The sequence below is a fragment of the Actinocatenispora comari genome, from assembly GCF_017312725.1.
In the GTDB taxonomy this organism is placed as follows: Bacteria; Actinomycetota; Actinomycetes; order Mycobacteriales; family Micromonosporaceae; genus Actinocatenispora; species Actinocatenispora comari.
Map to the genome: position 1 here is coordinate 18,814 of NZ_BOPO01000009.1, position 26,315 is coordinate 45,128.

At 75.4% G+C, this 26,315-nt stretch carries 20 protein-coding genes; 9 read left to right on the forward strand and 11 right to left on the reverse strand.

Annotated elements, in window-relative coordinates; translation table 11 throughout:
* Positions 1-786: methyltransferase domain-containing protein (locus NUM_RS05035; RefSeq protein WP_370466928.1), on the reverse strand; the 786-nt coding region annotated here is incomplete at its 3' end.
* Between the two features lie 341 nt (positions 787-1,127).
* Here NUM_RS05035 and NUM_RS05040 point away from each other — a divergent pair.
* On the forward strand, positions 1,128-3,386 hold the full coding sequence (locus NUM_RS05040) for an alpha-N-acetylglucosaminidase (RefSeq protein ID WP_207123373.1): 2,259 nt from the start codon (positions 1,128-1,130) through the stop codon (positions 3,384-3,386).
* A 142-nt stretch (positions 3,387-3,528) separates the two neighbouring features.
* On the opposite strand, the gene NUM_RS05045 is transcribed toward NUM_RS05040, so the two are convergent.
* Positions 3,529-4,599 (reverse strand): NAD(P)-binding domain-containing protein, encoded by a 1,071-nt coding sequence (locus NUM_RS05045; protein WP_207123374.1) that lies wholly within the window; start codon positions 4,597-4,599, stop codon positions 3,529-3,531.
* Between the two features lie 384 nt (positions 4,600-4,983).
* On the opposite strand from NUM_RS05045, the gene NUM_RS05050 reads away from it, so the two are divergent.
* Positions 4,984-6,288 carry a cytochrome P450 gene (locus NUM_RS05050; RefSeq protein WP_207123375.1) on the forward strand — a complete coding sequence of 435 codons (1,305 nt, stop codon included), beginning with the start codon at positions 4,984-4,986 and terminating at the stop codon, positions 6,286-6,288.
* On the opposite strand, the gene NUM_RS05055 is transcribed toward NUM_RS05050, so the two are convergent.
* Positions 6,285-6,638: a winged helix-turn-helix transcriptional regulator gene (locus tag NUM_RS05055; RefSeq protein WP_207123376.1), complete on the reverse strand. Its 354-nt coding sequence runs from the start codon at positions 6,636-6,638 to the stop codon at positions 6,285-6,287. The two genes, NUM_RS05050 and NUM_RS05055, sit on opposite strands and share 4 nt — an antisense overlap.
* A 90-nt stretch (positions 6,639-6,728) precedes the next feature.
* Between NUM_RS05055 and NUM_RS05060 the strand changes: the two genes are divergently transcribed.
* A complete protein-coding gene (locus tag NUM_RS05060) occupies positions 6,729-7,391 on the forward strand; it encodes an NADPH-dependent F420 reductase (RefSeq protein ID WP_225918339.1) in 663 nt (220 codons plus the stop codon).
* 151 nt (positions 7,392-7,542) lie between these two features.
* On the opposite strand, the gene NUM_RS05065 is transcribed toward NUM_RS05060, so the two are convergent.
* The 4 genes from NUM_RS05065 to NUM_RS05080 all read right to left on the reverse strand — a co-directional run bounded on the left by NUM_RS05065 (position 7,543) and on the right by NUM_RS05080 (position 14,868).
* On the reverse strand, positions 7,543-11,319 hold the full coding sequence (locus NUM_RS05065) for an error-prone DNA polymerase (protein ID WP_207123377.1): 3,777 nt from the start codon (positions 11,317-11,319) through the stop codon (positions 7,543-7,545).
* A gap of 51 nt (positions 11,320-11,370) precedes the next feature.
* A complete protein-coding gene (locus NUM_RS05070; RefSeq protein ID WP_207123378.1) occupies positions 11,371-12,909 on the reverse strand; it encodes a DNA polymerase Y family protein in 1,539 nt (512 codons plus the stop codon).
* 1 nt (position 12,910) lies between these two features.
* Entirely contained in the window at positions 12,911-13,924 is a 1,014-nt protein-coding gene (locus NUM_RS05075; RefSeq protein WP_207123379.1) for a hypothetical protein, read from the reverse strand.
* A 464-nt stretch (positions 13,925-14,388) separates the two neighbouring features.
* Positions 14,389-14,868, reverse strand: a complete 480-nt coding sequence (locus tag NUM_RS05080) for an SAV_6107 family HEPN domain-containing protein (protein WP_207123398.1) — start codon at positions 14,866-14,868, stop codon at positions 14,389-14,391.
* A 550-nt stretch (positions 14,869-15,418) separates the two neighbouring features.
* Here NUM_RS05080 and NUM_RS05085 point away from each other — a divergent pair.
* On the forward strand, positions 15,419-16,624 hold the full coding sequence (locus tag NUM_RS05085) for a cytochrome P450 (protein WP_207123380.1): 1,206 nt from the start codon (positions 15,419-15,421) through the stop codon (positions 16,622-16,624).
* Positions 16,625-16,713: 89 nt separating this feature from the next.
* On the opposite strand, the gene NUM_RS05090 is transcribed toward NUM_RS05085, so the two are convergent.
* The gene (locus NUM_RS05090) at positions 16,714-18,657 is read right to left on the reverse strand and encodes a M3 family metallopeptidase (RefSeq protein WP_207123381.1); all 1,944 of its coding nucleotides are present in this window, start codon (positions 18,655-18,657) and stop codon (positions 16,714-16,716) included.
* A 125-nt stretch (positions 18,658-18,782) separates the two neighbouring features.
* Here NUM_RS05090 and NUM_RS05095 point away from each other — a divergent pair, with 125 nt between their 5' ends.
* From NUM_RS05095 to NUM_RS05105, 3 genes are all read left to right on the forward strand, one after another.
* Complete coding sequence (locus NUM_RS05095; RefSeq protein ID WP_207123382.1) at positions 18,783-19,169, forward strand: GntR family transcriptional regulator; 387 nt, start codon at positions 18,783-18,785, stop codon at positions 19,167-19,169.
* Positions 19,170-19,268: 99 nt separating this feature from the next.
* Positions 19,269-19,817: a GNAT family N-acetyltransferase gene (locus tag NUM_RS05100; RefSeq protein ID WP_207123383.1), complete on the forward strand. Its 549-nt coding sequence runs from the start codon at positions 19,269-19,271 to the stop codon at positions 19,815-19,817.
* A 99-nt stretch (positions 19,818-19,916) separates the two neighbouring features.
* Positions 19,917-20,774 carry a hypothetical protein gene (locus NUM_RS05105; protein ID WP_207123384.1) on the forward strand — a complete coding sequence of 286 codons (858 nt, stop codon included), beginning with the start codon at positions 19,917-19,919 and terminating at the stop codon, positions 20,772-20,774.
* Positions 20,775-20,886: 112 nt separating this feature from the next.
* On the opposite strand, the gene NUM_RS05110 is transcribed toward NUM_RS05105, so the two are convergent.
* Positions 20,887-21,546: a TetR family transcriptional regulator gene (locus tag NUM_RS05110; RefSeq protein WP_207123385.1), complete on the reverse strand. Its 660-nt coding sequence runs from the start codon at positions 21,544-21,546 to the stop codon at positions 20,887-20,889.
* Positions 21,547-21,678: 132 nt separating this feature from the next.
* On the opposite strand from NUM_RS05110, the gene NUM_RS05115 reads away from it, so the two are divergent.
* Positions 21,679-23,202, forward strand: a complete 1,524-nt coding sequence (locus NUM_RS05115) for an FAD-dependent monooxygenase (protein WP_207123386.1) — start codon at positions 21,679-21,681, stop codon at positions 23,200-23,202.
* 42 nt (positions 23,203-23,244) lie between these two features.
* Here the strand turns inward: NUM_RS05115 and NUM_RS05120 are convergent, their stop codons facing one another.
* Both NUM_RS05120 and metF read right to left on the reverse strand, forming a co-directional pair.
* The gene (locus tag NUM_RS05120) at positions 23,245-23,934 is read right to left on the reverse strand and encodes a CDP-alcohol phosphatidyltransferase family protein (RefSeq protein ID WP_207123387.1); all 690 of its coding nucleotides are present in this window, start codon (positions 23,932-23,934) and stop codon (positions 23,245-23,247) included.
* 25 nt (positions 23,935-23,959) lie between these two features.
* Positions 23,960-24,886: a methylenetetrahydrofolate reductase [NAD(P)H] gene (gene metF / locus NUM_RS05125; protein WP_207123388.1), complete on the reverse strand. Its 927-nt coding sequence runs from the start codon at positions 24,884-24,886 to the stop codon at positions 23,960-23,962.
* 265 nt (positions 24,887-25,151) lie between these two features.
* Between metF and NUM_RS05130 the strand changes: the two genes are divergently transcribed.
* Positions 25,152-26,219, forward strand: a complete 1,068-nt coding sequence (locus NUM_RS05130) for a polyprenyl synthetase family protein (protein ID WP_225918340.1) — start codon at positions 25,152-25,154, stop codon at positions 26,217-26,219.
* Positions 26,220-26,315: the final 96 nt, after the last annotated feature.

The following is a 26,315-nucleotide window of genomic DNA, read 5'->3' on the forward strand; positions in this document are numbered from 1 at the left end:
GTCGGCATGGCCGACCGGGCCAGTGGCGTCGGCATGGCCGACCGGGCGGCGGGCGAGCAGGTGCAGCTGGGTGGCGATCTCCCGGTACGGCGGCTGCCCGGCCACCGCGAGCTCGAACGCGGCGAGCGCCTCGGTGGCGCCCGGTTCGGCGTCCAGCAGCGCGCCCGGCACCAGGTCGGCGACCACCCGGACGCCGTGCACGCGTTCCACCACCAGGCCGGCGGTGGACAGCAGCGCCGTCGCCGAGGTGGTGTCGAACCTGCGCTGCAGGGTGTCCCGTACGCCGGTGCTGCCGTCCGGGTCGCGCAGCAGCGCGGCGGCCGCGGCGAGGTGACCGCCGACCGCGCGGGACAGCACCGCGGCGGCCCGGTTCGCGACCAGCACGCTGACCGCGCCGCCCGGCCGCAGCGCGCCGGCGAGGGCGGCGGCGACCCACTCGGGCGCGTCCACCACCTCCAGCAGGCTGTGGCACAGCACCAGGTCGACGCTGCCGGCCGGCACCAGCGACGGCAGGTCGCCGGCGTCGCCCTGCAACCCGGTGATCCGGTCCGCGACGCCGGCGTCGGCGGCCCGGCGGCTCAGCGCGGCGAGCGCGTCGGGGCTCGCATCCACGACCGTGACGTGGTGGCCGGCCACCGCGAGCGGCACCGCGAACCCGCCGGTACCGCCGCCGACGTCGACCACGGACAGCAGCTCGCCGTCCCGGGCGGCCAACTCCGCACGCAGCACCTGCCACACCACCGCGGTGCGTGGCGTCGACTGCACCAGGCTGCGTTCCACGGTCACTGGCCCTCCCGATCGTCCTCAGAGACTGTTGCGGAATCCCATGATCGGCCGCGCCCCGACCGGCTCGATCGAAGGCCCCCACAGTCTCTCCGGCGGCCGCCGCGCAGGTCCGTGGCGCGCGACGTCGGCCCCGTGCTCGTCGAGCCTACCGGTGCGGCGGCCCGGCCCCGGACCGACACGGCCGGCCCGCCGACCGCCCGGAGCGGGGAGCGTACGGACCGGACGAACGGCGGCAACGTGACACGAGACGATGGTCATCGATACGTTGTTCGCATTCGATGCGCACCGGCGGGTCCTGTCGTGCGGGCCTCGGCGTGGCGACTGGAGTCTCGGAGGACGCGATGGTGCGACGCAGGAGCGTGCTCGCCGCGGCGGCCGGCGCCGGCGTGGCCGCCGGGCTGGCCGCGACCCCGGCGGCGGCGGACGCGGCACCGTCGTTCGCGGCGGCCGACGCCGCGCTGCGCCGGCTGCTCGGCGACCGGTACGCCGACCAGATCGACCTGCGCCGGCTCGCCGGTGGTACCGACCCGCACCGGCTCGCCGGTGGTACCGACCAGCACCGGCTCGCCGGTGGTGTCGACCGGTACCGGGTGGACGGCGTCGACGGGCGCCTGGTGGTCGCGGCGACCAGCGGGGCGACCGCGCTCGCCGGGGTGCAGCGCTACCTGGGCACGCTGGCCGCGGGGGTCTGGTGGACCGCCGACAACCTGGCGCTGCCGCGCCGGCTGCCGGCTCCGGTGGGTGCGATCGAGGCGACCGCGGCGGTGCCGCACCGGTTCGCCGGCAACGACACGTACGAGGGCTACACCGATCCGGACGCCGGGTTCCCGGCCTGGCGGCGCGACCTGGACGTGCTCGCCGCGCACGGCTTCAACGAGGTACTGGTCGGGCTCGGCACCGACGCGGTCTACCTGGAGACGCTGCAGGCGTTCGGCTACTCCGCGGCCGAGCTGCTGGACTGGATCCCCGGCCCGGCGCACCAGCCGTGGTGGCTGCTGCAGAACATGTCCGGCTTCGGCGGACCGATGTCGGAGGGGCTGGTGCGGCGGCGCGCGGCGCTCGCCGGCCAGGTGCTCGACCACGTCCGGTCGCTCGGCATGACCCCGGTGCTGCCCGGCTACTTCGGCACGGTGCCGCCGGACTTCGCCGCCCGCAACCCGGCCGCCCGGGTGGTACCGCAGGGACGGTGGTGCGGCTTCGACCGGCCCGGCTGGCTGGACCCGCGCGGCGAGGTCTTCGCCGACGTCGCGGCGGTGTTCTACGCCAACCAGGCCCGCCGGTTCGGCGCCTCCTCGATGTACAAGATGGATCTGCTGCACGAGGGCGGCAGCGCCGGCGACGTACCGGTCGGGGCCGCGTCGGCGGCGGTGGAGCGGGCACTGCGGCGGGCGCACCCGGGCGCGACCTGGGTCATCCTGGGCTGGCAGCGCAATCCGCTGCCGGCCACCCTCGCGGCGGTCGACCGGTCCAGGATGCTGATCGTGGACGGGCTCGCGGAGCGGTCCGCCGCCGTCGACCGGGAGACCGACTGGTCGAACACGCCGTACGCGTTCGGCACCATCTACAACTACGGCGGCAAGTCGACGCTGGGCGGCGCCGCGGCGACCTGGGTCGACAAGTACCACCGCTGGCAGGCCAAGCCGAACGGCGCGCTGGCCGGCATCGCGCTGATGCCGGAGGCCAACCGCACCTCGGACGCGAACCTCGACCTGTTCGGCGCGCTCGGCTGGCACACCGGCCGGATCGAGCTGCCGGCGTACTACGCCGACTACGCGCGGCGCCGCTACGGTGCCGCCGACACCCACGCCGCGGCGGCCTGGGCCGCGCTGCGCGACACCGCGTACGCGATCGGCGGCGACAGCGCCGAACCGCAGGACGGCCTGTTCGGCGCGCAGCCGAGCCTGACCGCCACCTCCGGCGCGGCCTGGTCGCCGAGCACCGTCCAGTACGACCCGGCCGCGTTCGACGCGGCCCTGCCGGCGCTGCTGCGGGTCGCGCCGCGGCTGCGCACCGGGGCGGCGTACCGGGCGGACCTGGTCGACGTGGCCCGGCAGACCATCGACAACCACGGGCGGGCGCTGCTCCCGCAGCTGCACCAGGCGTACACCGACGCCGACCTGGTGGTGTTCGACCAGCTCGCCGCGGCCTGGCTGGCGCTGCTGGACCTGCTCGGCGACCTGGTGTCGACCCGGCCGGAGCTGCTGCTCGGGCCGCGGCTGGCGAGCGCCCGGGCCGCCGGCGGCGACCAGGCCGAGGCGGACCGGCTGGAGTTCGACCAGCGCAGCCTGCTCACCGTGTGGGGTGACCGGACCGCGTCGGTGGACGGCGGACTGCGCGACTACGCCAACCGGGAGTGGGACGGGCTGGTGCGCGACGTGTACCGGCCGCGTTGGGCGCGCTACCTGGCCGCGGTACGCACCGCGATCGTCACCGACACCCCGATCGCGGAGCACGACTGGTTCGCCGACGCCGATCGCTGGGCCCGCCGGCACGACCGGTACCGGCAGCGCCCGGTCGGCGACGAGTACCGGCTGGCGTTGCGCACCCACCAGGCCCTCACCGGGCCCCGGCAGATCCACGTCCAGCTGCGCGCCGGCTGACCGGCCCCCGCCGGCGGGAACGGGCGGCGGCCACGAGCATCGGCGCGCCTGCCGCAGCGCGCCGGCGGGCGCACCGCCCCGGCGAGGCCATCGCGGTCGGCGGTCAGGCGGTGGCCGGGTCGGCGATGGCCGGGGTCGGCGGTCAGGCGGCGGCGGTGGCCGGGGTGGGCAGCAGGGCACGGACGCCGCGTGCGGCGACCCGGCCGGCCCGGTTCGCGCCGATGGTCGACGCGGACGGCCCGTACCCGACCAGGAACAGCCGCGGCTCGGCCGCCGCCCGGGTGTCCTCGACGCGGATGCCGCCGCCCGGCTCGCGCAACCGCAGCGGGGCGAGATGGCTCAGCACCGGACGGAAACCGGTGCACCACAGGATCACGTCGGCGGCGAGTTCTCGGTGTCCCTCCACCGGCTCGTCCCAGGCGATGCCGGTCGGGGTGATCCGGTCGAACATCGGCAGCCGGTGCAGCGCGCCGCGTCGCATCGCGGCCCGGACCTGCTCGTCGGGTACCAGCCCGGTCACCGAGACGACGCTGCCCGGCGGCAGCCCCGCCCGTACCCGGCGGTCCACCTCGGCGACCGCGGCCCGGCCCAGCTCGTCGCCGAACGGCCCGTCGCGAAACACCGGCGGGCGGCGGGTCACCCAGGTGGTACTGGTCACCGCGGAGATCTCGGCGAGCAGCTGGGTCGCCGACGCGCCACCGCCGACCACCACCACGTGCCGGCCGGCGAACTCGTCGGCGCTGCGGTAGTCGGCGGTGTGCAGCTGCCGGCCGGTGAAGCTCGCCCGGCCCGGATAGGCCGGCCAGTACGGCCGCTCCCAGGTACCGGTGGCGTTGACCACCGCGCGCGCCGCCCAGCCGCCGGCGGACGTGTCGACCAGCAGCCGCTCGTCGCCGCGGCGCACCGACCGTACGTCGACCGGCCGGCGCACGGGCAGCTCGAAGCGCCGCTCGTACGCGCCGAAGTAGTCGGCCACCACCCGCGAGGCCGGCACGTCCGGGTCCGCGGCCGGCAGCGGCATCCCGGGCAGGTCGTGGATGCGGTGGGTGCGGCCGAGCACCAGCGAGTCCCACCGGGACCGCCAGGCGCCGCCCGGCCCGCCGGCGTGGTCGAGCAGCACGAACCCCACCCCGTCCCGGCGCAGGTGGTAGGCGGTCGACAGGCCGGCCTGACCGGCGCCGATCACCACCGCGTCGATCTCTCGGTAGCTCACACCGGCGGCAACGCGCCGCGGGCCGGCACCCTTCCGTACCGCCGGGTCTGGTCGGCCACAGCCACGCGGCGGGAGCGGCCGGCCAGCCGCCCCACCGAGACCCCGGCCGCCGTGGCTCCCGGGCGAGACGGTCGGCACGGCCGGCCGCCGAGATCGGCCGGCCGATGGTGCCAGCCCGCGCGACCGCGGGCAACCGGGTATCGCGTTGCGAGCGACACAGTGCGTGACGGATTGACTGTGGCCAGAGATCTCGGTACGAAGAGGACGCGCGTGATGAGGATCATGGGTGGTTGCGGACCGGACGGCGCGGGTCCGCGGGACGCCCGGTCGCGCGCAGGGCGGTGCGTGGCGGTCGACCGGCACGCCAAGGGCGAGGGGGTGGCCGTGGCGACGACACGAGCCCTGCCGGGGCCGAGGGGCAGCGCACTGGCCGGCAACGAACGCGCCTACCAGCACGACCGGATCGGCTTCCTGCAACGTTGCCAGCAGCAGTACGGCGACGTGTTCCGGCTCGACGCCGGCACCGTGGTGGTGTGCGACCCGGACCGGGCCCGGCGGATCCTGGCCGACTCCCAGCAGCGGTTCCGGGCCGAGGGGATGCTGCTGTCCGGCGCCCGACCCGGCGGGCGGGCGCCGCTCGCCGACTGGCCGGCGGCCCGCGATGCCGCGGCCCGGGAGCTGACCACCCCGATGCTCGCCGCGCACGCCGGCCGGCTGGTCGAGACGTTCCCGCACGCGCTGGCCACGCTCGCCGAGCGCACCCTGCCCGGGGTGTCCGCGCTGCAGCGGCTGTCCGCGATCGCGGTCGCCGACTTCTGCCTGGGTCGGCCCGGCTGGCCGGACGCCGAGCTGTCCGGCGCGATCGCCGAGTCGGCGCTGGCGCTGGTCGCGGTGCTCGACTCGGGCCTGCAGCTGCCACGCTGGATACCGGACCCGCGGCGGCGCCGGCTGCGCGCGGCCGACCGGGCGCTGTCCGCGGCGCTGACCCGCGCGGTGACCGAACGGCTCGACCAGCCGCCGCCGGAGTCGCCCGGTGACCTGCTCGACCAGGTACGCGCCGAAGACGCCGGCCGCACCGCCACCAGCCGGGCGCTGCTGACCACGCTGGCCGGCATGCACGCGGTACCGGGTACCGCGCTGTGCTGGCTGGTCGCCACGCTCGCCGAGCATCCGGAGACCTGCCGGCGGATCCGGTGCGAGGCAGCCGACGGGCTGGCCGAGGTGGCCGAGACCGCCCAGCCGGACCGCCTGGCCTACACCGCGGCGACGGTGCGGGAGGTGCTGCGGCTCTACCCGCCGACCTGGTTGGTGTCGCGGCAGGTGGCCGAGCCGGTGGAGGTGGCCGGCTGGCGGCTGGAGCCGGGCGAGCAGGTGCTGATCAGCCCGTACCTGATGCACCGCGACCCGCGCCGCTGGGACGAACCCGACCGGTTCTGCCCGGAGCGGTTCCTCGCGCTCGGCGCGCACGGCCACGCGTACCTGCCGTTCGGCGCCGGGCCGGGCAGCCGGCTGAGCGCCCGGCTGGGCATGCTGCAGCTGACCCTGCTCACCGCGCTGATCGCCCGCGACTACACCCCCGCGGTACGGCCGCTGCCGGTGGCGCCGCGGTTCGCCACCCTGCTGATCCCCACCGAGCTGCGGTTCCGCCTGCTCCCACCGGAACCCGAAGAGTCCACAGTGGACAACTAGGTTCGGGACGTCGCGGCCAGCTCCTCCTGGTGCTCGGCCGCCCACCCGGCGAGCTGCGCCAGCGGGCCGTCGGCGAACGACGTTCCCAGCGCGGTGAGCTCGTAGCGGGCCGCGTCCCGGCGCGAGCCGTTCGGCATCCGCGCCACCAGGCCGCGCGCGGTCAGGCGGCGCAGGGATTCGGTCAGCGCCTTGTCGCTGACCCCGGCGATGCGCTCCAGCAGCACGCTGCGCCGGGTCGGTCCCCGCCGCAGCGCGGACAGGACCACCGGGTCCCACGTGTGGTCGATGAGCTCGACCGCGGCTCGTACCTGGCAGTCCGAGACGAAGGTCTCGCAGCCGTCCTGGTTCACCGTTCCAGCCTACGACCGCGTTCCTACCGATCGGTAGGAACGCGGCTCCTAGCGTTTCCGTCGACACCGCACGAGACGAAGGAGACCGACGTGCAGATCGGAATGTTGGGGACCGGGAACCTGGCTGTCGCACTGGGCCGGGCGTGGTCGACCGCCGGGCACCCGATCGTGGTCACCGGCCGGGACCCGGGCCGGGCCGCGGCCGCCGCGAAACAGATCGGGACGACCGCGACCTCGGCCCTCCCGGGACGGTTCGCCGCACGGATCGATGTCGCCGTCGTGGCGATCGCCTGGGACGGGCTGGAGCAGGCGCTGCGGCTCGTCGGCGGTCCCGAGGGAACGCTGGCGGGCAAGACGGTCGTCGACTGCACCAATCCGGTGGACTACGCGACCGGCCGCCTGCTTCCGGAGACCGGTTCGGCCGCCGAACTCGTCGCCCGGGTCGCGGCCGGCGCCCACGTGGTGAAGGCGTTGCACCTGTTCGCCGGGGCGTCGTGGCCGTTCACCGGCGAGGCCGACGCGTCCCCGATCGTCGCGATCTGCGGTGACGGCGCCGACCCGCTCGACCGGGTCACCTCGCTGGTCGCGGACCTGGGCGCGCGGTCCGCGGTGCTCGGCGGGCTCGCCGCCGCCAGGCAGGTCGAGGAAGCCGCCGGCTTCGTGACGCGGCTCGTCGCCGCCGGCCCCAACCCGCGCTGGGCGGTTCCGGACGTGGACCCGACCCTGCTCCGCGCGGCGGCCGCCGACCGGTGACCCTGTCACCGGTATCAGTGCCGGTGGCGGTGGAAGGGTGAGTGGCGGCGCCGATGCTGGTGGCAGCGTCGATGCGGGTGCTGGTACCGGTGGCCGCACCGGTGGCGGCGGCCCGGCACCGGCCGGTCGCCCTGGCACCGGGGCGGTGGCGTCAGCGGAAGTCGCGGGAGGCGGTGCGGACCGACAGCGACAGCGGCGCGATCCGCTCGGCGACCAGGTTCGTCACCCCGTCGGCACGCTCCAGCCGGCCCCGGACCAGCATCGCCGGCGCCGTGCGCGCGGTTCGCCGGTGCGCCCGCCACACCCCGGGCGAGCAGATCACGTTGAGCATGCCGGTCTCGTCCTCCAGGTTGACGAACGTGACGCCGCCGGCGGTCGACGGCCGCTGCCGGTGCGTGACCACCCCGCCGACGGTGACCCGGTCGCCGTCGGCGACGCCGGCAAGCTCACCGATGCGGCGCGCGCCGGCGGCGTCCAGCCGGTCCCGGGCGAACTCGGCCGGATGGCTGTCGGTGGACAGTCCGATCGCCCACACGTCGGCCGCGATCCGCTCCACCGCGTCCATTCCGGGCAGCGTCGGCGCGGCGGCCCCGCTGCCGGTACCGGGCAGGGTGTCGGGCCGTTCGGTGGCGGCGGCGCCGGCCGCCCACAGCGCCTGCCGCCGGGTCAGCCCGATCCCGCCGAACGCGCCGGCGGTGGCCAGCGCCTCCAGCGCCGCCGTGCCCAGCCCGGTACGCCGGGCCAGGTCGATCAGGTCCCGGTACGGGCCGCGCTCCTGCCGCTCGGCCACGATCTTCTCGGCCAGCTCGGTGCCGACGCCGCGCACCGCCGACAGGCCCAGCCGTACCGCCGGGCCGGCCACGCCCCACTGCCGTTTCGGCGCCTTCTTCGGTGCCGGCGCTGCGCACTGCCGGCCGGCGGCCGGATCGGCGCACTGCCGGCCGGCGGCCGGGTCCGCACGCTGCCGGCCGGTAGCCGGGTCGGTGCGCTGCCGGCCGGCGGCCGGGTCGGTGCGCTGCCGGCCCTCCAGCGTCGCGCCGGCGCCGGAGGAGTTGATGTCCGGCCGCAGGATCGCCACGCCGTGCCGGCGCGCGTCGGCGACCAGCGTCTGCGGCGAGTAGAACCCCATCGGTTGGGCGTTGAGCAGCGCGGCGCAGAACGCGGCCGGGTAGTACCGCTTGAGGTAGGCGCTGGCGTACACCAGGAACGCGAAGCTGATCGCGTGGCTCTCGGGAAAGCCGAAGTTGGCGAACGCGGACAGCTTGGTGAAGATCTCGTCGGCCAGCTCGCCGGTGATGCCGTTGCCGGCCATCCCCTCGTACAGCCGGCGGCGCAGTTGCTCCATCCGCTCGGTGGAGCGCTTCGAGCCCATCGCCCGGCGCAGCCGGTCGGCCTCGGCCGGGCCGAAGTCGGCCACGTCCATCGCCAGTTGCATCAGCTGCTCCTGGAACAGCGGTACGCCCAGGGTCTTGCCCAGGGCCCGCTCCATCAACGGATGCGGGATCGTCTTCGGCTGCCGGCCGTTCTTGCGGTCCAGGTAGGGGTGCACCGAGCCGCCCTGGATCGGGCCGGGGCGGATCAGCGCCACCTCCACCACCAGGTCGTAGAAGCACTTCGGCTTGAGCCGGGGCAGCGTGGCCATCTGCGCCCGCGACTCGACCTGGAACACCCCGACCGAGTCGGCCTCGCACAGCATCTGGTAGACGCCCTCGTCCTCGATCGGCAGCTCGTGCAACGTGTACCGCTCGCCGTGGTGCTGGCCGACCAGCCGCAACGCCTCGCCCAGCGCGGTGAGCATGCCGAGCCCCAGCAGGTCGAACTTGACCAGTTCGATCGCCGCGCAGCCCTCCTTGTCCCACTGCAGCACGGTGCGGCCGGGCATCCGGGCGTGCTCGACCGGGCACACCTCGCTGACCGGCCGGTCGCAGATCACCATCCCGCCGGAGTGGATGCCCAGGTGCCGGGGGAAGCCGAGCATCCGGTCGGCCAGCTCGATCACCTGACCCGGAATCCCCTCACCGTCCACAGTGGACGCATGCCCGTCCAGGCTCCTGCTCCAGGCGTCCCGCTGGCCGGGCGAGTAGCCGAGCGCGGCGGCCGCGTCCCGCACCGCCATCCGTGGCCGGTAGCTGATCACGTTCGCCACCTGGGCGGCGTGCCGGCGGCCGTGCTTGGTGTAGACGTACTGGATGACCTCCTCGCGGCGGTCCGACGCGATGTCGATGTCGATGTCCGGCGGCCCGTCCCGTTCCGGCGCGAGGAACCGTTCGAACAGCAGGTCGTAGGCGATCGGGTCGGCGGCGGTGATGCCCAGCGCGTAGCAGACCGCGGAGTTGGCCGCCGATCCCCGGCCCTGGCACAGGATGCCCTTCTCCCGGCAGAACCGCACGATGTCCCACACCACCAGGAAGTACCCGGGGAAGCCGAGCTCGTCGATGATCGCCAGCTCGTGCTCGATCTGCTCGTACGCACCCGGATGCTGCGCGGCCGAGCCGTAGTGCTCGGCCGCGCCGTCGTAGGTGAGCCGGCGCAGGTAGGCCATCTCCGAGTCGACGTCGGCCGGCAGGTCGAAGTCGGGCAACCGGGGCGCCACCAACCGCAGGTCGAACGCGCAGTCCGCGGCGATGTCCACAGTGGACTCCACCGCGCCGGGCCAGCCGCGGAACCGGGCCGCCATCTCCGCGCCGCTGCGCAGGAACGCCGCGCCGGCCGGGGGCAGCCAGCCGGCCAGCTCGTCCAGCGAGCAGCGCGCCCGTACCGCCGCGAGCGCCGCCGCCAGCCGCCCGTCCGCCGGCCGGGCGTAGTGCACGTTGCCGGTCGCCACCACCGGCAACCGTTGCCGCTGCGCCAGTTCCGCGAGGATCTCGTTGCGGTCGTCGTCGTCCGGCCGGTCGTGGTCGGTCAGCTCCACCGCCACCCGGTCGGCGCCGAACATGGCGACCAGCTCCCGCAGCCGCGCCTCCGCCGCATCCCGCCCGTCCGCCATCGCCGCACCCGGGCCCGCCGCGGCGAGCGCCGCCGGTACCGCACCCTTGCGGCAACCGGTCAGCACCCACCAGTGGCCCCGGCCGAGCTCCGCCAGCTGTGCCGGGTCGTACACCGGGCGGCCCTTCCGGCCACCACGCAGGTGCGCCTCGCTGATCGCGGTGGCCAGCCGCCGGTAGCCCTCCGCGCCCCGGGCCAGCACCAGCAGGTGCTCGCCGGCCGGATCCTGGTTCGGGCCGGACGCCACCGGCGCCGCGGCCAGGGTCAGCTCGGCACCGAACACCGTGGCCAGCCCGTGGTCGCGGGCCGCCTCGGCGAAATCGACCACGCCGTAGAACCCGTCGTGGTCGGTGACCGCGAGGCCGGCGAGCCCCAGCCTGGCCGCCTGCTCGGCCAACTGCCCGGGCGGGCTCGCCCCGTCCAGGAAGCTGTAGTTGGTGTGGCAGTGCAGCTCCGCGTACGGTACCGGCCGGACCCGGCCGGCCCGTCGAAACGCCCCCGGCGGCACCGCCGCCCGCCCACCGTTCGTACCGTTCCGGTCGCCACCGGCCCGAACGGCACCGGGCCGGTCCACGTCGTACCGGTCGGTGCCGGCGCCGGGCAGCGCCCGGAGCCGGCGGTCACGCCGCCGGGTGCGGCCACCGCCCACCGGTTCCGTGCCGTACCGCTCTCCCCCGGCCTCTCCCCCGGCACCCGGCGACCCGAGGCCACCCGATGGCCGGGTCCCCTCGGGCGACTCGAGATCAGCCGACGGCTGGGGACCCCCCACCGGCTTGCGGCCGTGCGCGGGGTGGCGATCGCCCGACGGTTCGACATCGCCCGACGGTTCGGGGTCGTCCGCCGGCTTGCGGTCACCCGACGGCTCGGGGTCGTCCGGGGACCGGCCGCCGACCAGGCGGCGGCGGTACTCCGCCCACGAGATCGGCGGATTGTGCCACCCCATCAGCGCACCCCGTCCCCGTCGTGACCTACACACTCCACTGTGGACAGATAATCAGTCATAGCTCGCCTCCACCCGCCATCGGCCGTCCGAGCACGCCAGCAGCAGGGCCCGGCCGTCCGCCAGCGACACCTGGATGCGGGCCAGCCGCCGCGCCTCGCCGGGCTGCCACCAGCGCTCCTCCGCCGGCCACGGCCCGGCCCAGGACAGCACCGCCGCCGGCGCACCGGTACCGACCGCCACCGTCGCCGGCGACGCGGTGATCTGGTGCCGGCCGGTCACCCCGATCGGCACCCCGTCGGCGGCCAGCACGGCGGCACCGGCCGCCGCGACGTCCGCCGGCGCCGGCATCGGCAGCCGCCCGGGCCACGGCGCCGGCGGCAACGCCGGTACCCGTTCGTCGCCGAACGGCACCTGCCGCGTCAGCTCGGTCGGCGACCGGCCGCCGCCGAGCACCGGGGCCAGCACCCCGGCCGGCCCCAACAGCCCCTGGACGTGCGTGATCGACCGGCGCGCGTCGGCCCCCTCGTCGCCCGGCTCGCCCCACAACCGGCGCTGGAAGCCGGCGTGCTCGACCAGCCCGTCCGGGACCAGGCACAGCGTCGTGACCCCGGCGGTCGGCCGGCCCGCGCGGGTCAGCCACCCCTCCAGCTGCCAGCGGACCCGGTCGGCGATCTCCGCCGGCCCGAGCAGCCCGTCGTAGCGCCAGGTGCGCTCCAGCTGCTCCCCGTTGCCGGTACCGGCGACGATGGTCAGTCGGGTGGCGCCCAGGCCGTGCGCGGTCAGCCGCTCGTGCAGCCGCTCGGCCAGCGACCGGGCCAGGAACGCGGCGGTGTCCACCCGCGCCACCGGATCGTCGAACTCCTCGCGTACCGACAGCTCTGGCGGCACCGACCGGGGCGCGAGCAGCCGCTGCTCCCGGCCGGCGGCCAGCCGGTGCGCCACCGCCGCGTCGAACCCGAACCGGGCCAGCACGTCACCGGCCGGCAGCGCGGCGAACGCACCGAGGGTACGGATGCCGAGCCGGCGCAGCAGCCCCACCAGCTCCGGCCGGGCCAGCACCCGCACGTCCAGCTCGGCCAGGAACGCCGGCGTGTCACCCGGCTCGACCAGCACGCCGGCCCGGGCTGCCAGCGTCGCCGCGAACACCCCGTCCGCGATGCCGACCTGCGCCTCCACCTCGCAGCTGGTGGCGACGTGATCGACCAGTCGCTCGGCCGCGGTCGCCTCGCCACCCAGGTACCCGGCCGGGCCCCGGGCCGCGAGCGCCGCCACCCCCGGCCGTACCACCTCGACGCCGGCGGCGAGTTCGGCGACCGCGTCGGCCACCGGTTCGAACACCCGCACGTCACGCACCGGGTCGTGCGGTACCACGATCAGCTCCGGGCAGCAGGCCTGGGCGTCGCGCCGCCGCTGCCCGCGCCGGACGCCCTCGGCGCGGGCCAACTGCGAGCAGGCGATCACGCTACCGGCGTCGATGACCGCCACCGGCCGGTGCTCGGCCAGCTCGATCCCGGCGTCGCGGTGGTCGGTGAAGGCCGCGGCAACCGGCCAGTCCGGGCACCAGAGCACCAGCGTGCGGATCGGATCCACCTCAGCCCACCGCCTCGGCCCCGGCCGGACCTGCGGACTGCGTACCGGCGTCGGTGGGCTGCCCCATCCCGGCACCGCCCGCCACCCGGCCACCCGACCCGGCACCGCCGGTCGCTTCGATGCCGGTCACCGCACCGGATTCGGCGCCAGCGACGCCCGCGGCCCCGGCACTGCCCGCCCCGGCCAACGCGTAGTCCGTGGCGGCAGCCCCGGCACCGATCGACGCCCCCGTCCCAGCAGGCGAACCGTAGTCCCTGGCGGCAGCCCCGGCACCGATCGCCGCCCCCGTCCCAGCAGGCGAACCGTAGTCTGTGGTGGCGGCGAAGGCCGCCACCACAGACGCTTCGCCGAGCCGGCCCGCCGGCAGCAGCAGCCGGGCCGAGCGAGGCCGGGCCGCGGCGCCCCGGCCGGTGGCCCGCACCGTCAGGGTGCGTCGCCGGAGCCGGCCGCGCCCGTCGGACAGCCCCTCCCAGACCGGATCCGTGCAGCGCAGCGACACGTCGGCGCCCGGCCAGTCGCCGTGCACCACCAGGACGGCGCCACGCTGCCGGGCCCGGGCCGCGAGCCGGCGCGCCTGCCCCACCGGCACCGTCCCGGCCGGCCGCGCCACCACCAGCCCGAACCCGTCCAGCAGCGCACCGACCACCGGCCACCAGTGGTGTCCGGGGTCCGGTACCAGGGCGAGGCGTTCGGGGGCCACCCCGAACTCGGCGGCGCTGACCACGCCGACGTTCGGCAACCCCACCATGGCGCACCATTCGCCCTGCTGGGACGCCGCACCCAGCAGCGCGAACATCAGCGAGGTGCCGCCGATCGCGGCGGCCACCGACAGCACGCTGCCCCGCCGCAGCCCGCCGTCGGGCAGCAGTTGCCGCAGCGGCGGGTACACCGGAAGGACCCGGCCGATGCGATGGTGGATCGTGGCGGCCGAACGAACGGCGCCGGAGCGCAGCAGCTGCGCCGGCGCGGGTCCACGTACCGCACCGCCGGCGGGCCGGACGGCCTCGCCTCTCATCTCTTCCCCCGTTGTGTACTACCCCGCACGGCCCTGCCCACCGCGCGCACTGGCGACCCGCCGTCCCGAACCGGTCGTCCGGGCCGTCAGCCGCGAAGCAGGATCGGTCGGCCGCGAACCGCGGCACGACACGGCGACCGGCTGGACGGCACCGCTGCACAGCACCGCTGCACGGCACCGCTGGACGGCGCTGCCGGACAGGTAGCCCCAGCCGACAGGCCGCACCGCCGGACAGGCAGCACCGCCGGACCGGCAGCACCACCGGACAGGCAGCGCCACCGGACGGACACCGTGATCGGACAGCTACGGATGAGACCGGCGGCACGGCACGACCCGAGCCCCCACACGGGCCCGACCAACGCTTCCCCACCGGCACCGCCCTGGCCCCGGGACACGCCACCAGCGGTGGCTGGCCCCGGGCGACGTGGTACCGGTCAGCGGCCGGAAGGCCGTGCCGCCGGTGGTCAGCTCGCCCTGGCGGTGATCAGCGGCTGGTGCGGCAGGCCGAGCGACAGCTCGACCACCGCGACGAACCGTTCGGCGTCGGCGCGCAGATCGTCGGCCTCGACCGTGCTGACCACCCGCAGGCCCGCCTCGGCGGCGGATCTCTTGGCGGCACCGGCGGCGAACCGGTCCGCCCACTGCGACAGTTCCGGCGCCACGGCCGACAGCAGTGCCCACACGTTGGTGGGCCGGCGGCGCCGGGCCGGGGTGGGTCTGGCCCGGGACACCAGCACGGCCGCGGCCGCGCGCAGCGCGGCGAGATGGGCGGTGGCGTATCGCTGGCCGTCGGAGCGGGTCTCCGCCGCCTCGATCAGCCCGCGCCGGGCCAGCGCCAGCAACTCGTGGGCGGACCGGTGCGGCATCACGTGGGCGGGGATCGTCGGCAGCTCCGCCGCGGCGCGCCCGGCAACGGCCGGTGCCACGGAACCGGGCCTGTGCATTCTTGCCATGTCGGTTGTTCCCCTTCGCTCGCGATCGGTCCGGCAGTGAGCCGGTACGCCGACGGAGCCGGCGAAACCGGCTCGACGACGCAGCCGGCGAACCGGCAGACCCGGCGCAGCCGGCCCAGGCCGACCAAGCCGGCGCAGCCGACGAAGCGGCCGCGACAGCGCTGCATGCCGCGGTGGCGGACCACCGACCCGAGCCGCAGGGGAAGTGCGGCACCGGGCACCGGCCGGGCGGGCGGGATGCTTCCCCTCACCTCGCCCGGCCGACCGGCCGGCCACGGGCCCCGCCCACCCACCTGGGGGTCTGGTCGGCAGGCAGGACGGAGACCGCGCCTCTCGGGTCGGTGCCGCGATTCACCTCACCGAGAGCGTTCGAACACCTGTTCGAACACCGCTCCAGTAAAGCGCGTTTGCCGGCGGAGCGCAACAACCGGACCGGGCGACACGACCAGGCGCGCCCCTGGCGCCCGAAAAATCCGTTTCCCACCGTCTGATCAGGCTAGCCTTATTCGGACCTGCCGGCCGTTCGGAGGAGGTACCACCCATGGCCATGCCTGCCGGCAACGAGGGATGCCCGCACGTTCCGGAGATCCCGCTCCCGGACAGCTTCCGGTTCGACCCCGATCCGGAGTGGGCGCGGTTGCGCGAGCAGCAGCCGATCACCCGGGTACGCACCATCGCCGGCTCGGTGGTCTGGCTGGTCACCCGGTACGACGACGTGCGCACGGTGCTGACCGATCCGCGCTTCTCCCGGGCCGGCACGGTGGCGCCGGGTGCGCCCCGGGTGGCCGTGTCCTCGCCGCTGCCCGGCACGCTGCCGACCACCGATCCGCCCGCGCACACCCGGCTGCGCGGCCTGGTGTCGGGCGTGTTCTCGCGCCGGCGGATCGAGCAGCGGCGGGGCTGGATCGCCGGGCTGGCCGGCGACCTGGTGGACCGGATGGTCGCCGCCGGTGCGCCGGGCGACCTGCGCGCGGCGCTCGCCCTGCCGCTGCCGATCCAGGTGATCTGCGAGCTGCTGGGCGTGCCGTACGACGACCGCGACCGGTTCCGGGCCTGGACGGAGCTGGCGTACAGCCTGGTCCCGGCGCAGGCCGAGCAGGTGCAGGGGGCGATGGACGCGCTGACCGGCTACCTGGCCGGGCTGGTGGCGGACGGTCCGGGTGTCGGCGACGACATCCTGACCGAGCTGGCCGGCGACGCCGGCGACGACGCGCTCAGCACCGACGAGCTCGTCGCGTTCGGGATGAACCTGCTGGTCGCCGGGCACGAGACGACGGCGAACCAGCTCGCGAGCTTCGTCGCCACGCTGCTGCGCGAGCCGGCGCACTGGGACCGGCTGGTCGCCGAGCCGGAGCTGATCGAGACCGCGGTGGAGGAGTTGCTGCGGCACACCCGACTCAGCGAGGTCGGCCAGCTGCGGGTGGCCACCGTCGACGTACCGCTGGCCGGGGTCACGGTGCGCGCCGGCGACGGGGTGATGGCCGCGATCGCCGCCGCCAACCGGGATCCGCGCGCGTTCGACCGGCCGGACGAGGTGGTGCTCGATCGCGAACCCGGCCGGCACCTCGCGTTCGGCATCGGCCCGCACTTCTGTCTCGGCGCCCACCTGGCCCGGGTGGAGCTGCAGGAGGCGCTGCGGGCGTTGGCGGCGCGCTGCCCGCGGCTGCGGCTGGCCGTACCGGCGGAGCGGCTGCGCTGGCGGCACGTCCTGGTCAGCGGCGTCGAGGAGCTCCCGGTGACCTGGTGACCCGGCGACCCGGTGACCCGGTGCGGCAGCGGCCCGGGACGGACCGATCGTGGTGGGGTGGCCGGCGGCGTCGCCGGCCACCCCACGGGTCAGCGGGCCAGCCAGGCGCTGAACGCGTCCACCGTGTACGGCCGGCCGAGGAACCGCTCGACCAGCACCGCGGCGTCGTCGCTGCCGCCGGCGGCGAGCACCCGGTCGCGGTAGCGGCCGGCCACCTCCGCGTCGAACAGGTTGCCCGGATCGAACGCGGAGAACATGTCCTTCGCGATCACCAGCGACCACATGTACGTGTAGTACGCCGACGTGTAGCCGACCAGGTGGCCGAACCCGGCGTGGAAGTGGGTGCCGTCGATCGGGTCGAACGCGTCGACCCGCCGCTGCAACTGCTGGCTGAACGCGGTGATGTCGTCGACCTTCTCGTGATGCAGCAGGTACGACAGCGAGGTGTAGAACATCTGGGTGCGGGCGAAGTAGCCCTTGCCGAAGTCGTTGGCCTGCCGCATCCGCGCGACCAGCTCGGCCGGGATCGGCTCACCGGTCTCGTCCACCGCGAAACTGCCCAGCACCTCCGGGTCCCAGGCCCACTCCTCCAGCATCTGCGAGGGCGCCTCGACGAAGTCCCACTCGGTGGCCACGCCGGAGAACCGGCCCCAGCCGTGCCGGCCGGCCAGCACGTGGTGTACCAGGTGGCCGAACTCGTGGAACAGCGTCACCACCTGGGAGTGCTCCATCAGCCCGCGCGGGAAGTTGCACAGCAGCACGCCCTCCGGCAGCTGCCGGCCGGCGATCCCGGACACCAGCGGGAACATCGCCGCGTGCGAGAACTTGCCGGGCCGCGGGTGCAGGTCGAGGTGGATGCGGCCGAGCAGCTGCTCGCCGGCGTACACGTCGTAGCTGGCCACGTCGGCGTGCCAGGCGCCCGCGCCGGTCACCTCCTGGTACCGCAGGCCGAACAGCCGGCCGGTGACGGCGAGCAGCCCGGCCCGTACCGCCGGGAAGTCGAAGTAGCGGCGGACGTTCGTGGCGTCCACGTCGAACCGCTCGCGCCGGACCACCTCGGCGTAGTACGCGTTGTCGGCGGCGTCGATGCCGGTCGCCGCCGGGTCGTCGGCCCGCAACCGGTCCAGCAGCACCTGCCGGTCGCGGTCGGCCGGGCCCTGCGCCTCGGCGACGACCCGGTCGATGAACCCGGCGATCGCGGCGCCGGAGCCGACCATCTTGACCTCGGCGTCGTAGTCGGCCCAGTCGGCGTAGCCGAGCAGCTGGGCCTGTTCGGCGCGCACCGCGAGCAGTTCGGTCAGCACCGCGTCGTTGGCCGGCCAGGCCCGGTTGAGGAACTCGACGGTCAGCGCCCGGCGCGCGGCGGCGTCGGTGGCGAACGTCTTGAACGGCTGGTAGTCCGGGTACTCGGTGGTGACGGTGACCAGGCCGTCGGCGTCGGCCGGGTGCGCGGCCCGGTAGTCGGCGGGCAGCCCGGCCAGCCGCTCCGGCTCGATCCGGATCGACCGCACGTCGTCCCGGATGTTCTTGTCGAACCGCTGCCCCAGCTGCACCTGGCGCTCGGCGAGCGCGCGCAGCCGGTCGCGTACCTCGTCGGGCTGGTCGACGCCGGCCCGGCGGAAGTCGCGCAGGCTGCGCTCCAGCACCCGCCGGCCGGCGTCGTCCAGCGCGCCGGCGTCGACCGCGGCGAGCACCCGGTACAGCCGGGGATCCAGGCCGATCTCGGTGGCGAGCCGGTCCGCGTCCTGCTGGCAGGTCTCGGCGGCGGTGCGGACCGCCTCGTCCGGGTGGGTCTGCGCGAGCAGCTCGCCCAGCTGGGCCACGTTGTCGATGGCGACGCCGATGTCGTTCCACCGCGCCATGACCTCGGCCGGGTCGTCGGTGGCCGGGTCCTCGGCGGCGCGGGCGGCCAGCTGCTCGACGCCGGCGCGCGCCGCGGCCAGGTTGTCGGCCGCCCGACGCTGCACGAACGCGGCCCAGTCGGCGTCGGGTGCCGGCAGCGGCAACGGGTCTGGTGTCGTCGTGGTCTGCATTCGAGCACGGTAGCGCGCCCGCCACCGGCGACCGGATGTGTGTTCGCACCGCGTTTCGGGACGGACACCGGGCGCCGCTACTGCCAGAATGAGCCGGTACTGCCGCCACGAGGGCAGGGGACGCGATGCGGCTGAAGGTGGAGCCCAACTCGGCGCTGCCGCCGTACGAGCAGCTGCGCCGGCAGCTCGCGCAGCTGGCCGGCAGCGGTGAGCTGCCCGCCGGTACCAGGCTGCCGACGGTGCGCGCGCTCGCCGGCGAACTGGGACTGGCGGCGAACACGGTGGCCCGCGCCTACCGGGAGCTGGAGACCTCGGGCATCGTCGAGACCCGCGGCCGGGGCGGCACCTACGTGGCCGCCGGCGGCAACCACACCGCGCAGCGGGCGCGCGAGCTGGCCGACTCCTACGCGGTGCAGACCAGCCGGCTCGGGCTGACCGCCGAGCAGTCGCTGCGGTACGTGCGGGCCGCGCTCGGGTTGATCGACGTGCGGGCCGACCGGCACGCCGAGTGAGCCGTGCGGCAACGGTTCGTGGTTGATCCGCCCAAGGTACGGTCACAGCACAGCCGCGCCGGCTGCACCTCGATCCACCGGAAGGAACGGCCTGCCGCCATGACCCTCGTGCACTGGGCCCCGGAGGACCTGCTCGCCCGCATCGACGACGTCCTCACGGTGTACGCGGAGGCCATGGACTACCCGCCGGATCTGGTCGCGGCGCGGCGCGGTTTCGTCGCCGCGCACACCCACTACCGCGGCTTCCGGGCGGTGGCCAGCCTGGACAACGACGACCGGCTGCTCGGGTTCGGGTACGGCTACCGGTCCGGCACCGGGCAGTGGTGGCACGAGCAGGTCGCCTCGGGGCTGCCGGCGGAGGCGGCGAAGTTCTGGCTGGCGGACTGTTTCGAGCTGGTCGAGCTGCACGTCCGGCCGGACGCGCAGGGCCACGGCCGGGGGTACGCGCAGCTGACCGCGCTGCTCGACGGGGCCACCGAGGCCACCGTGCTGCTGTCCACGCCGGAGGCGCCGTACGAGTCGTCCCGGGCCTGGCGGCTCTACCGGCGCACCGGGTTCGTCGACGTGCTGCGGCACTTCCGCTTCCCCGGCGACGAGCGTCCGTTCGCGGTGCTGGGCCGCCGGCTGCCGCTGGAGGCGGGAATCTGACCGTTCCGGCCGACCGGGGCCGTCCTCGACGGTAAGAACAGCCCCATGGCAGGTGCATGCGGCGGTCGGCGCCGACCCGGACCGGGTGGGTGAGCGGGGATGGGGCGCTGGTTCCACGACTCGATCGTCGAAACCGGTCGGCTGCCGCTGTTCTGCTTCTTCTGCGGTTTCGTGGTCGGATTCCTGTTCATCCGGTTCAGCGTGCGGATGATCCGGGCCCAGGTGCGGTGGTGGCCGGGCAACGTGACCCCGGGCGGTACGCACATCCACCACGTCGTGTTCGGGGTGGTGTTCATGCTGGTCGGCGGCGTGATCGGGCTGGCGCTACCGGACAACCTGATCGGCTGGCGGGCCGGGGTCGCGGCGCTGTTCGGAATCGGCGCGGCGCTGGTGCTCGACGAGTTCGCGCTGATCCTGCACCTGGACGACGTGTACTGGGCGAAGGCCGGCCGGACCTCCATCGACGCGGTGTTCGCCGCGATCGCGGTGACCGGGCTGATCCTGTTGCGGGTCACCCCGATCGGGGTCAGCGACGTCAGCGACGCCCGCGCCCTGTACCCGGGACTCGGCGGCTGGCTGATCGGCGCCGGCTACACCCTGGTCAACCTGGCGCTGGTGGTGATCACCCTGCTCAAGGGCAAGATCTGGACCGGCCTGGTGGGCATCTTCATCCCGCTGCTGACCATCATCGGGGCGATCCGGCTCAGCCGCCCGGACGCGCCGTGGGCCCGCTGGCGGTACGGCAAGCGGCCGCGCAAGCTGCGGCGCGCCCGGCGCCGGGAGGAACGCATCCGCAAGCCGCTGATCCGGGCCAAGATCGCGGTGCAGGAGTTCGTCAGCGGCAAGCCCGACGCGGACCCGCCCGAGCCCGGGTCGGCCGCCGAACCCGCTGTCGAACCCGCCGCGGATGCGACGCAGTCGCCCGACGCCGAGCCGAACCGGCCGCGCGAACACTGACCCGCCGCCACCCGGCCACCGCCGAGGCGGCGCCCGCAACATGCCCGGCGGCGCGGTCGACGCACCCGGCGGGCGGCCGGAGGTGTCCGCCGGCCGGCGACGCGGGCAGCGGTCAGGCTGGTTCGGTGCCCGCGGGCGCCGCCAGCTCGTCGGCCAGCCCGGCGCCGAGCAGGGCGAAGGCACGGTCGGCGGCGTGCACCGCGGCCGGGTACCGGTCGTCCGCGCTGGTCCCGGCGACCACCGCCCGGTGGTTGCGCTCGGCGAGGGTCAGCTGCACCGCGTTGATCGCGGCGGCGGCGATCGCGGCCGTGACCTCGTCGACCCCGGCGGTACGCACCAGCGCGTCGGCCAGCGCCCGCTCGCTGCGCGCGGCGTACCGCAGCAGGTGTGCGGCGAGACTCGGGGTGCCGTAGATGATCTCGCGCAACCGCACCGAGTCCGGCTCGTCGCACAGCCCGGTGACCGGGTCCCGGGCGTCCAGCAGGGCGCGGTGGTGCGCGTGCAGGGCGGCCAGTGGTGGCTGGTCGCCGCGCTGCGCCACCACCCGGGCCGCCTCGTCCCGGTGATCGTCGATGCGGTCGAGGACCAGGTCCTCCTTGGTCGGGAAGTACGCGAACAGGGTCGGCTTGGAGATCTCGGCGGCGGCGGCGATGTCGGCGACCGACACCTTGTCGAAGCCGCGGTCGAGGATCAGCGCGATCGCGGCGTCCGAGATCGCCTGCCGGGTGCGCCGCTTCTTGCGCGCTCGCAGCCCCTCGGTGTCCGTGTCCATGGCGCGATCATATCCCGCACGTGACCAAGGCAGAAAACTATCTTGGACAAAAACTTGACTTGGTAAATCCAACGAGCCACGATGGGGCTCGCGGCCGCAGGGGCCGCAGCCGAAACGTGGGGGACGCGCGACATGATCGAGATCGAGGGCAACGACGCCGAGGTGGTCGTGGTGGGGGCCGGACCCACCGGGCTGATGCTCGCCGGCGAGCTGGGGCGCGCCGGGGTGCGCACCCTGGTGCTGGACGCCGCCACCGAACGCAGCCGGCAGTCCCGCGCCGGCTCCATCCAGCCGCGTACCGCCGAGGTGCTCGACGCGCGCGGGCTGCTCGACCCGCTGCTGGCCGGCCGTCCGCCCGCCGGCACCGTCGGCGGGCACCTCGCCGGCCTGCCGGTGCCGCTGGACTACCGGCCCTGGCAGACCCGCTGGCCGCACCCGGTGACGATGCCGCAGTACGACCTGGAGGTGTTCCTGGTCGAGCGGCTCGCGGCGCTGCCGACGGTACGGCTGCGCACCGGCTGCGCGCTCACCGAGCTGACCGCCGACGACGACGGCGCCACCGTGGTGGCCTCCGACGGCACCCGGCTTCGCGCCGCGTACCTGGTGGGCTGCGACGGCGCGCACAGCCGGGTCCGGGCCGCGACGGGTGTCGCGTTCTCGGGCCGTTCCGGGCGGTACGGGATGGTCGCGAGCGACATCACGCTGACCGGCCCGGACCTGGCCGGGCTGCCGCACCGGCTGGAGCACTTCAGCCAGGCGGTCCGCGCCCACGGCGAGCAGCAGGCGCTGCTGTCACCGCTGCGCGACGGGGTCTGGCGGTTCCTGTTCGGCGGCCCGGACCAGCAGGGCGTGCCCCGGGACGTGCCGGTCACCGAGACCGAGATCGCGAAGGCGCTGCAGATCGCCTGCGGCGACGGGCTGCGGCTGACCGGGGTGCGCCACGCGTCGCGGTTCTCCGACGCCTCCCGCCAGGTCGAGCGGTACCGGCTGGGTCGGGTGCTGCTCGCCGGCGACGCGGCGCACATCCACCTGCCCGCCGGTGGCCAGGGCATCAACCTCGGCATCCAGGACGCGATGAACCTCGGCTGGAAGCTCGCCGCCCACCTGCGCGGCGACGCCGGCGACGCGCTGCTGGACAGCTACCACGACGAGCGGCATCCGGTGGCCGCCCGGGTACTCGCCAACACCCGCGCCCAGGGTGTCCTGATGAGCCCGGCCGACCCGGACGTCGCCGACGTCCGGGACCTGCTCACCGACCTGCTGCGGCTGCCCGCCGCGAACCGGCGGGTGGCCGGGACGATCTCCGGGCTGGACGTCCGGTACGGGCCGGGCGACGCCGCCGAACCGCTGCTCGGCGCCCGGCTGCCGGACGTGGCGCTGCACACCGGTGCCGGACCGACCCGGGTGGCGGAACTGCTGCGTACCGGCCGCGGGCTGCTGCTGGAGTTCGCCGATCCGGGCCGGGCGCCCGCCGGCTGGGCGGACCGCGTCGACACCGTCGCCGCGTGTCCCCGGCCCGACGACGGGCTGTCCGGTGACCCGGTCGAGCTGCCCGGCGCGGCACTGGTCCGGCCGGACGGGCACGTCTGCTGGACCGACCGCACCGGCGACGACCTGACCGGCGCGCTGACCCGCTGGTTCGGCCCGGCCCGCTGACCCCCGCTCACCCGGCGGCGCCGGAGCGCGCGGAGGGCGGAGTCAGCCCAGGTCGCGGCCGACCGCGGCGAACAGCTGGACGAACCCGACCACCCCGAGCAGCAGCCAGATCGATACCGCCACGGTGCCGGCGCCGGCCGCGAGGGTGTCCGACAGCCCGCCGGACACCCCCACCAGCGCGAGTCCGAGCGCGCTGACCAGCACCCGGACCGGCCGCTCGGCCAGGCTGGTGACCGCGTGGCCGGACAGCCCGGCGGCGGTGGCGCGGGCCCGCAGGTACTCGTGCAGCAGGGCCAGGCAGGCGGTCAGCGCGACCAGCCAGCCGGGCACGCCGACCAGCCAGAACGCCACCAGCCAGGCGGTTTCGCCGAGCCGGTCGAGGACCGCGTCGTACACGTAGCCGAACCGGGTGACGCGGCGCGCCACCACCGCGACCGCGCCGTCCAGGCTGTCCAGTACGCCGGCGAGCGCGACCAGGCCGCCGGCCACCACCGGCCACCGGCCGTGCTGCGCCGCCACCGCCGGTACGAACAGGCAGCAGACCAGGCCGAGCACCGTCACCGCGGCCGGGCTGACGCCGATCCGGGCGAGCCCGCGGGCCGACCGGTAGGTGAGGTAGAACCAGCCGCGCACCGGGAACGCGGCGGCCTGCGGGTCGTAGCCGCCGTGCAGCGCCTTCCACCGGGTCGCGTAGCCGACCCAGTCGGTCTGGACTCCCCCGCCGGCCACCATCGCGGCCGCTACCGGTCCATCGCCATCAGCCGCCAGCGGCGACGGTCGGCAGCGCCAGGTTGTGCCACACCTCGCGGGTCGCGGTGGACCTGTTCAGCGTGTAGAAGTGGATGCCCGGCGCGCCGCCGGCGAGCAGCCGCTCGCACAGCCGGCTGGCCTGCTCGACACCCAGCTGCCGGACCGCCTCCGGGTCGTCGGCGACCCGCTCGAACTCGGCCGCGAGCGCCGGCGGGAACGGCGCACCGGACATCTGCTCCGAGCGCTCCACGATGCCCATCCGGGTCACCGGCATGATGCCGGCGAGGATCGGCACGTCGCAGCCGGCCGCGGCGACCCGGTCGCGCAGCCGGAAGTAGTCGTCGGCGTCGAAGAACATCTGGGTGATCGCGAAGTCGGCGCCGGCCCGGCACTTGTCGATGAAGTACCCGGTGTCGCTGGCCACGTCGGGCGAGCGCGGATGCCGGTAGGGGAAGGCGGCCACCCCGACCGAGAAGTCGCCGGCCTCACGGATCAGCCGGACCAGGTCGGCCGCGTAGTCGACGCCGTCGGGATGCCGGACCCACTCCCCCATCGGGTCGCCCGGCGGGTCGCCGCGCAGCGCGAGCAGGTTGCGCACCCCGGCCTCGGCCAGCCGGCCGACCAGGTTGCGCAGCTCGGCGACGGAGTGGTTGACCGCGGTCAGGTGCGCCATCGGGGTCAGCGTCGTCTCGGTGGCGATGCGTTCGGTGATCTCCACGGTGCGGCCACGGGTGGACCCGCCGGCCCCGTAGGTGACCGACACGAACGACGGGTGCAACGGCTCCAGCTCCCGGATCGCCTGCCAGAGCAACTCGTTGCCGCGTTCGGTCTTGGGCGGGAAGAACTCGAACGAGAACGTCGGCGCCGCCACACGCACCAACTGCCCGATGGCGGGATCGCCACCGGGCATCACCGAAGGGGTACCGAGTGCCACCCGGTCACTGTACCGGCCGGGTACGCGCCGCGCGGCCGTTGCCGGATCGGACATGTCGCCGACGCCGCCTGACACCGTACCGATCGGCCAGCCGGGACCGCGGGTCTCACGGCGGCACCCGGATCGAGACGGTGGGTCGGCCGGCGGTCACCAGCCGACCCGGGTCGGGATACCGTGCAGCCAGGCGACCGGCCGGTTGCGGCCGCCGTACCAACCACCGGCGGGTCGAGCCGCCACGATCGGGGGGACAGCCCAGGTGCCCACGGTGCCCGCCACCACCTCGGCCGCGTTGCGCACGCGCATCGAGTCGGCGCTGCGCGACTTCCTCGCCGGCCAACGCGAGCGGCTCACCGGGATCGACCCGCAGCTCGACGACATCTGCGCGGCCGTCGAGGCGTTCGTCCTCGGCGGCGGCAAGCGGCTGCGCCCCACGTTCGCGTACTGGGGCTATCGCGGTGCCGGCGGCGTCGACGACGACGCGGCGGTCACCGCGTTCGCGTCGCTGGAGCTGCTGCAGGCGTGCGCGCTGATGCACGACGACGTGATGGACTCCTCCGACACCCGGCGCGGCGAGCCGGCCGTGCACCGGCGCTTCGCCGCGCTGCACGAGCAGCACCGGTGGTCCGGCGAGGCAGCCGGTTTCGGTACCGCGGCCGCGATCCTGCTCGGCGACCTGTGCCTGGGCTGGTCGGCCGAGATGTACGACGGGTCCGGGGTGCCGGCGCCCCGGCTCGCCGCCGGCCGCGAGGCGTACCACCTGATGCGTACCGAGGTGATGGCCGGCCAGTATCTCGACGTGCTGGCGCAGGCGGACGTGGCGCACTCGTCCCGGGACCGCGCCGAGCGGGTCGCACGGTACAAGTCGGCGAAGTACACGGTGGAACGGCCGCTGCTGCTCGGCGGCCGGCTGGCCGGTGCCGACGGCGCCACCCTCGCCGCGTACTCGGCGTACGGGCTGCCGCTGGGTGCGGCGTTCCAGCTGCGCGACGACGTGCTCGGGGTGTTCGGCGATCCCGCGCGGACCGGCAAGCCCGCCGGTGACGACCTGCGCGAGGGCAAGCGCACCTACCTGGTGGCCGCCGCGTACGAGGCGACCACGCCGGCCGGTCGCGCGGTGCTCGACGCCCGGCTCGGTACCGCCGATCTGGACGCCGACGGGGTGGCGGCGCTGCGCGGGCTGATCGTCGAGACCGGCGCGCTGGACGACACCGAACGCCGGATCGAGCAGCTCACCGCGGTCGCTCTGGACGCCCTCGCCGGTGCCCCGATCGAGCCGCAGCCGGCCGAGGTGCTCACCGCCCTCGCCGCCGCCGCGACCGCACGCACCTCCTGATCGCCCGGACCTGCCCGCCCGGCCCGTCGGGCTGCTGATCGGCCGGCGCCGGTAGCGGTTTCCCGGCGAGCACCGGTTGCGGCGCCCGGCGAGACC

Bases quoted from the DNA above. Each gene is read 5' to 3' on its own strand.
- NUM_RS05075 (WP_207123379.1), bottom strand. From the start codon at position 13,924: ATGAGAGGCGAGGCCGTCCGGCCCGCCGGCGGTGCGGTACGTGGACCC.
- NUM_RS05100 (WP_207123383.1), top strand. From the start codon at position 19,269: ATGACCCTCGTGCACTGGGCCCCGGAGGACCTGCTCGCCCGCATCGAC.
- NUM_RS05095 (WP_207123382.1), top strand. From the start codon at position 18,783: ATGCGGCTGAAGGTGGAGCCCAACTCGGCGCTGCCGCCGTACGAGCAG.
- NUM_RS05110 (WP_207123385.1), bottom strand. From the start codon at position 21,546: ATGGACACGGACACCGAGGGGCTGCGAGCGCGCAAGAAGCGGCGCACC.
- NUM_RS05115 (WP_207123386.1), top strand. From the start codon at position 21,679: ATGATCGAGATCGAGGGCAACGACGCCGAGGTGGTCGTGGTGGGGGCC.
- NUM_RS05040 (WP_207123373.1), top strand. From the start codon at position 1,128: ATGGTGCGACGCAGGAGCGTGCTCGCCGCGGCGGCCGGCGCCGGCGTG.
- NUM_RS05065 (WP_207123377.1), bottom strand. From the start codon at position 11,319: ATGGGGTGGCACAATCCGCCGATCTCGTGGGCGGAGTACCGCCGCCGC.
- NUM_RS05090 (WP_207123381.1), bottom strand. From the start codon at position 18,657: ATGCAGACCACGACGACACCAGACCCGTTGCCGCTGCCGGCACCCGAC.
- NUM_RS05120 (WP_207123387.1), bottom strand. From the start codon at position 23,934: ATGGTGGCCGGCGGGGGAGTCCAGACCGACTGGGTCGGCTACGCGACC.
- NUM_RS05085 (WP_207123380.1), top strand. From the start codon at position 15,419: ATGGCCATGCCTGCCGGCAACGAGGGATGCCCGCACGTTCCGGAGATC.
- NUM_RS05105 (WP_207123384.1), top strand. From the start codon at position 19,917: ATGGGGCGCTGGTTCCACGACTCGATCGTCGAAACCGGTCGGCTGCCG.
- NUM_RS05080 (WP_207123398.1), bottom strand. From the start codon at position 14,868: ATGCACAGGCCCGGTTCCGTGGCACCGGCCGTTGCCGGGCGCGCCGCG.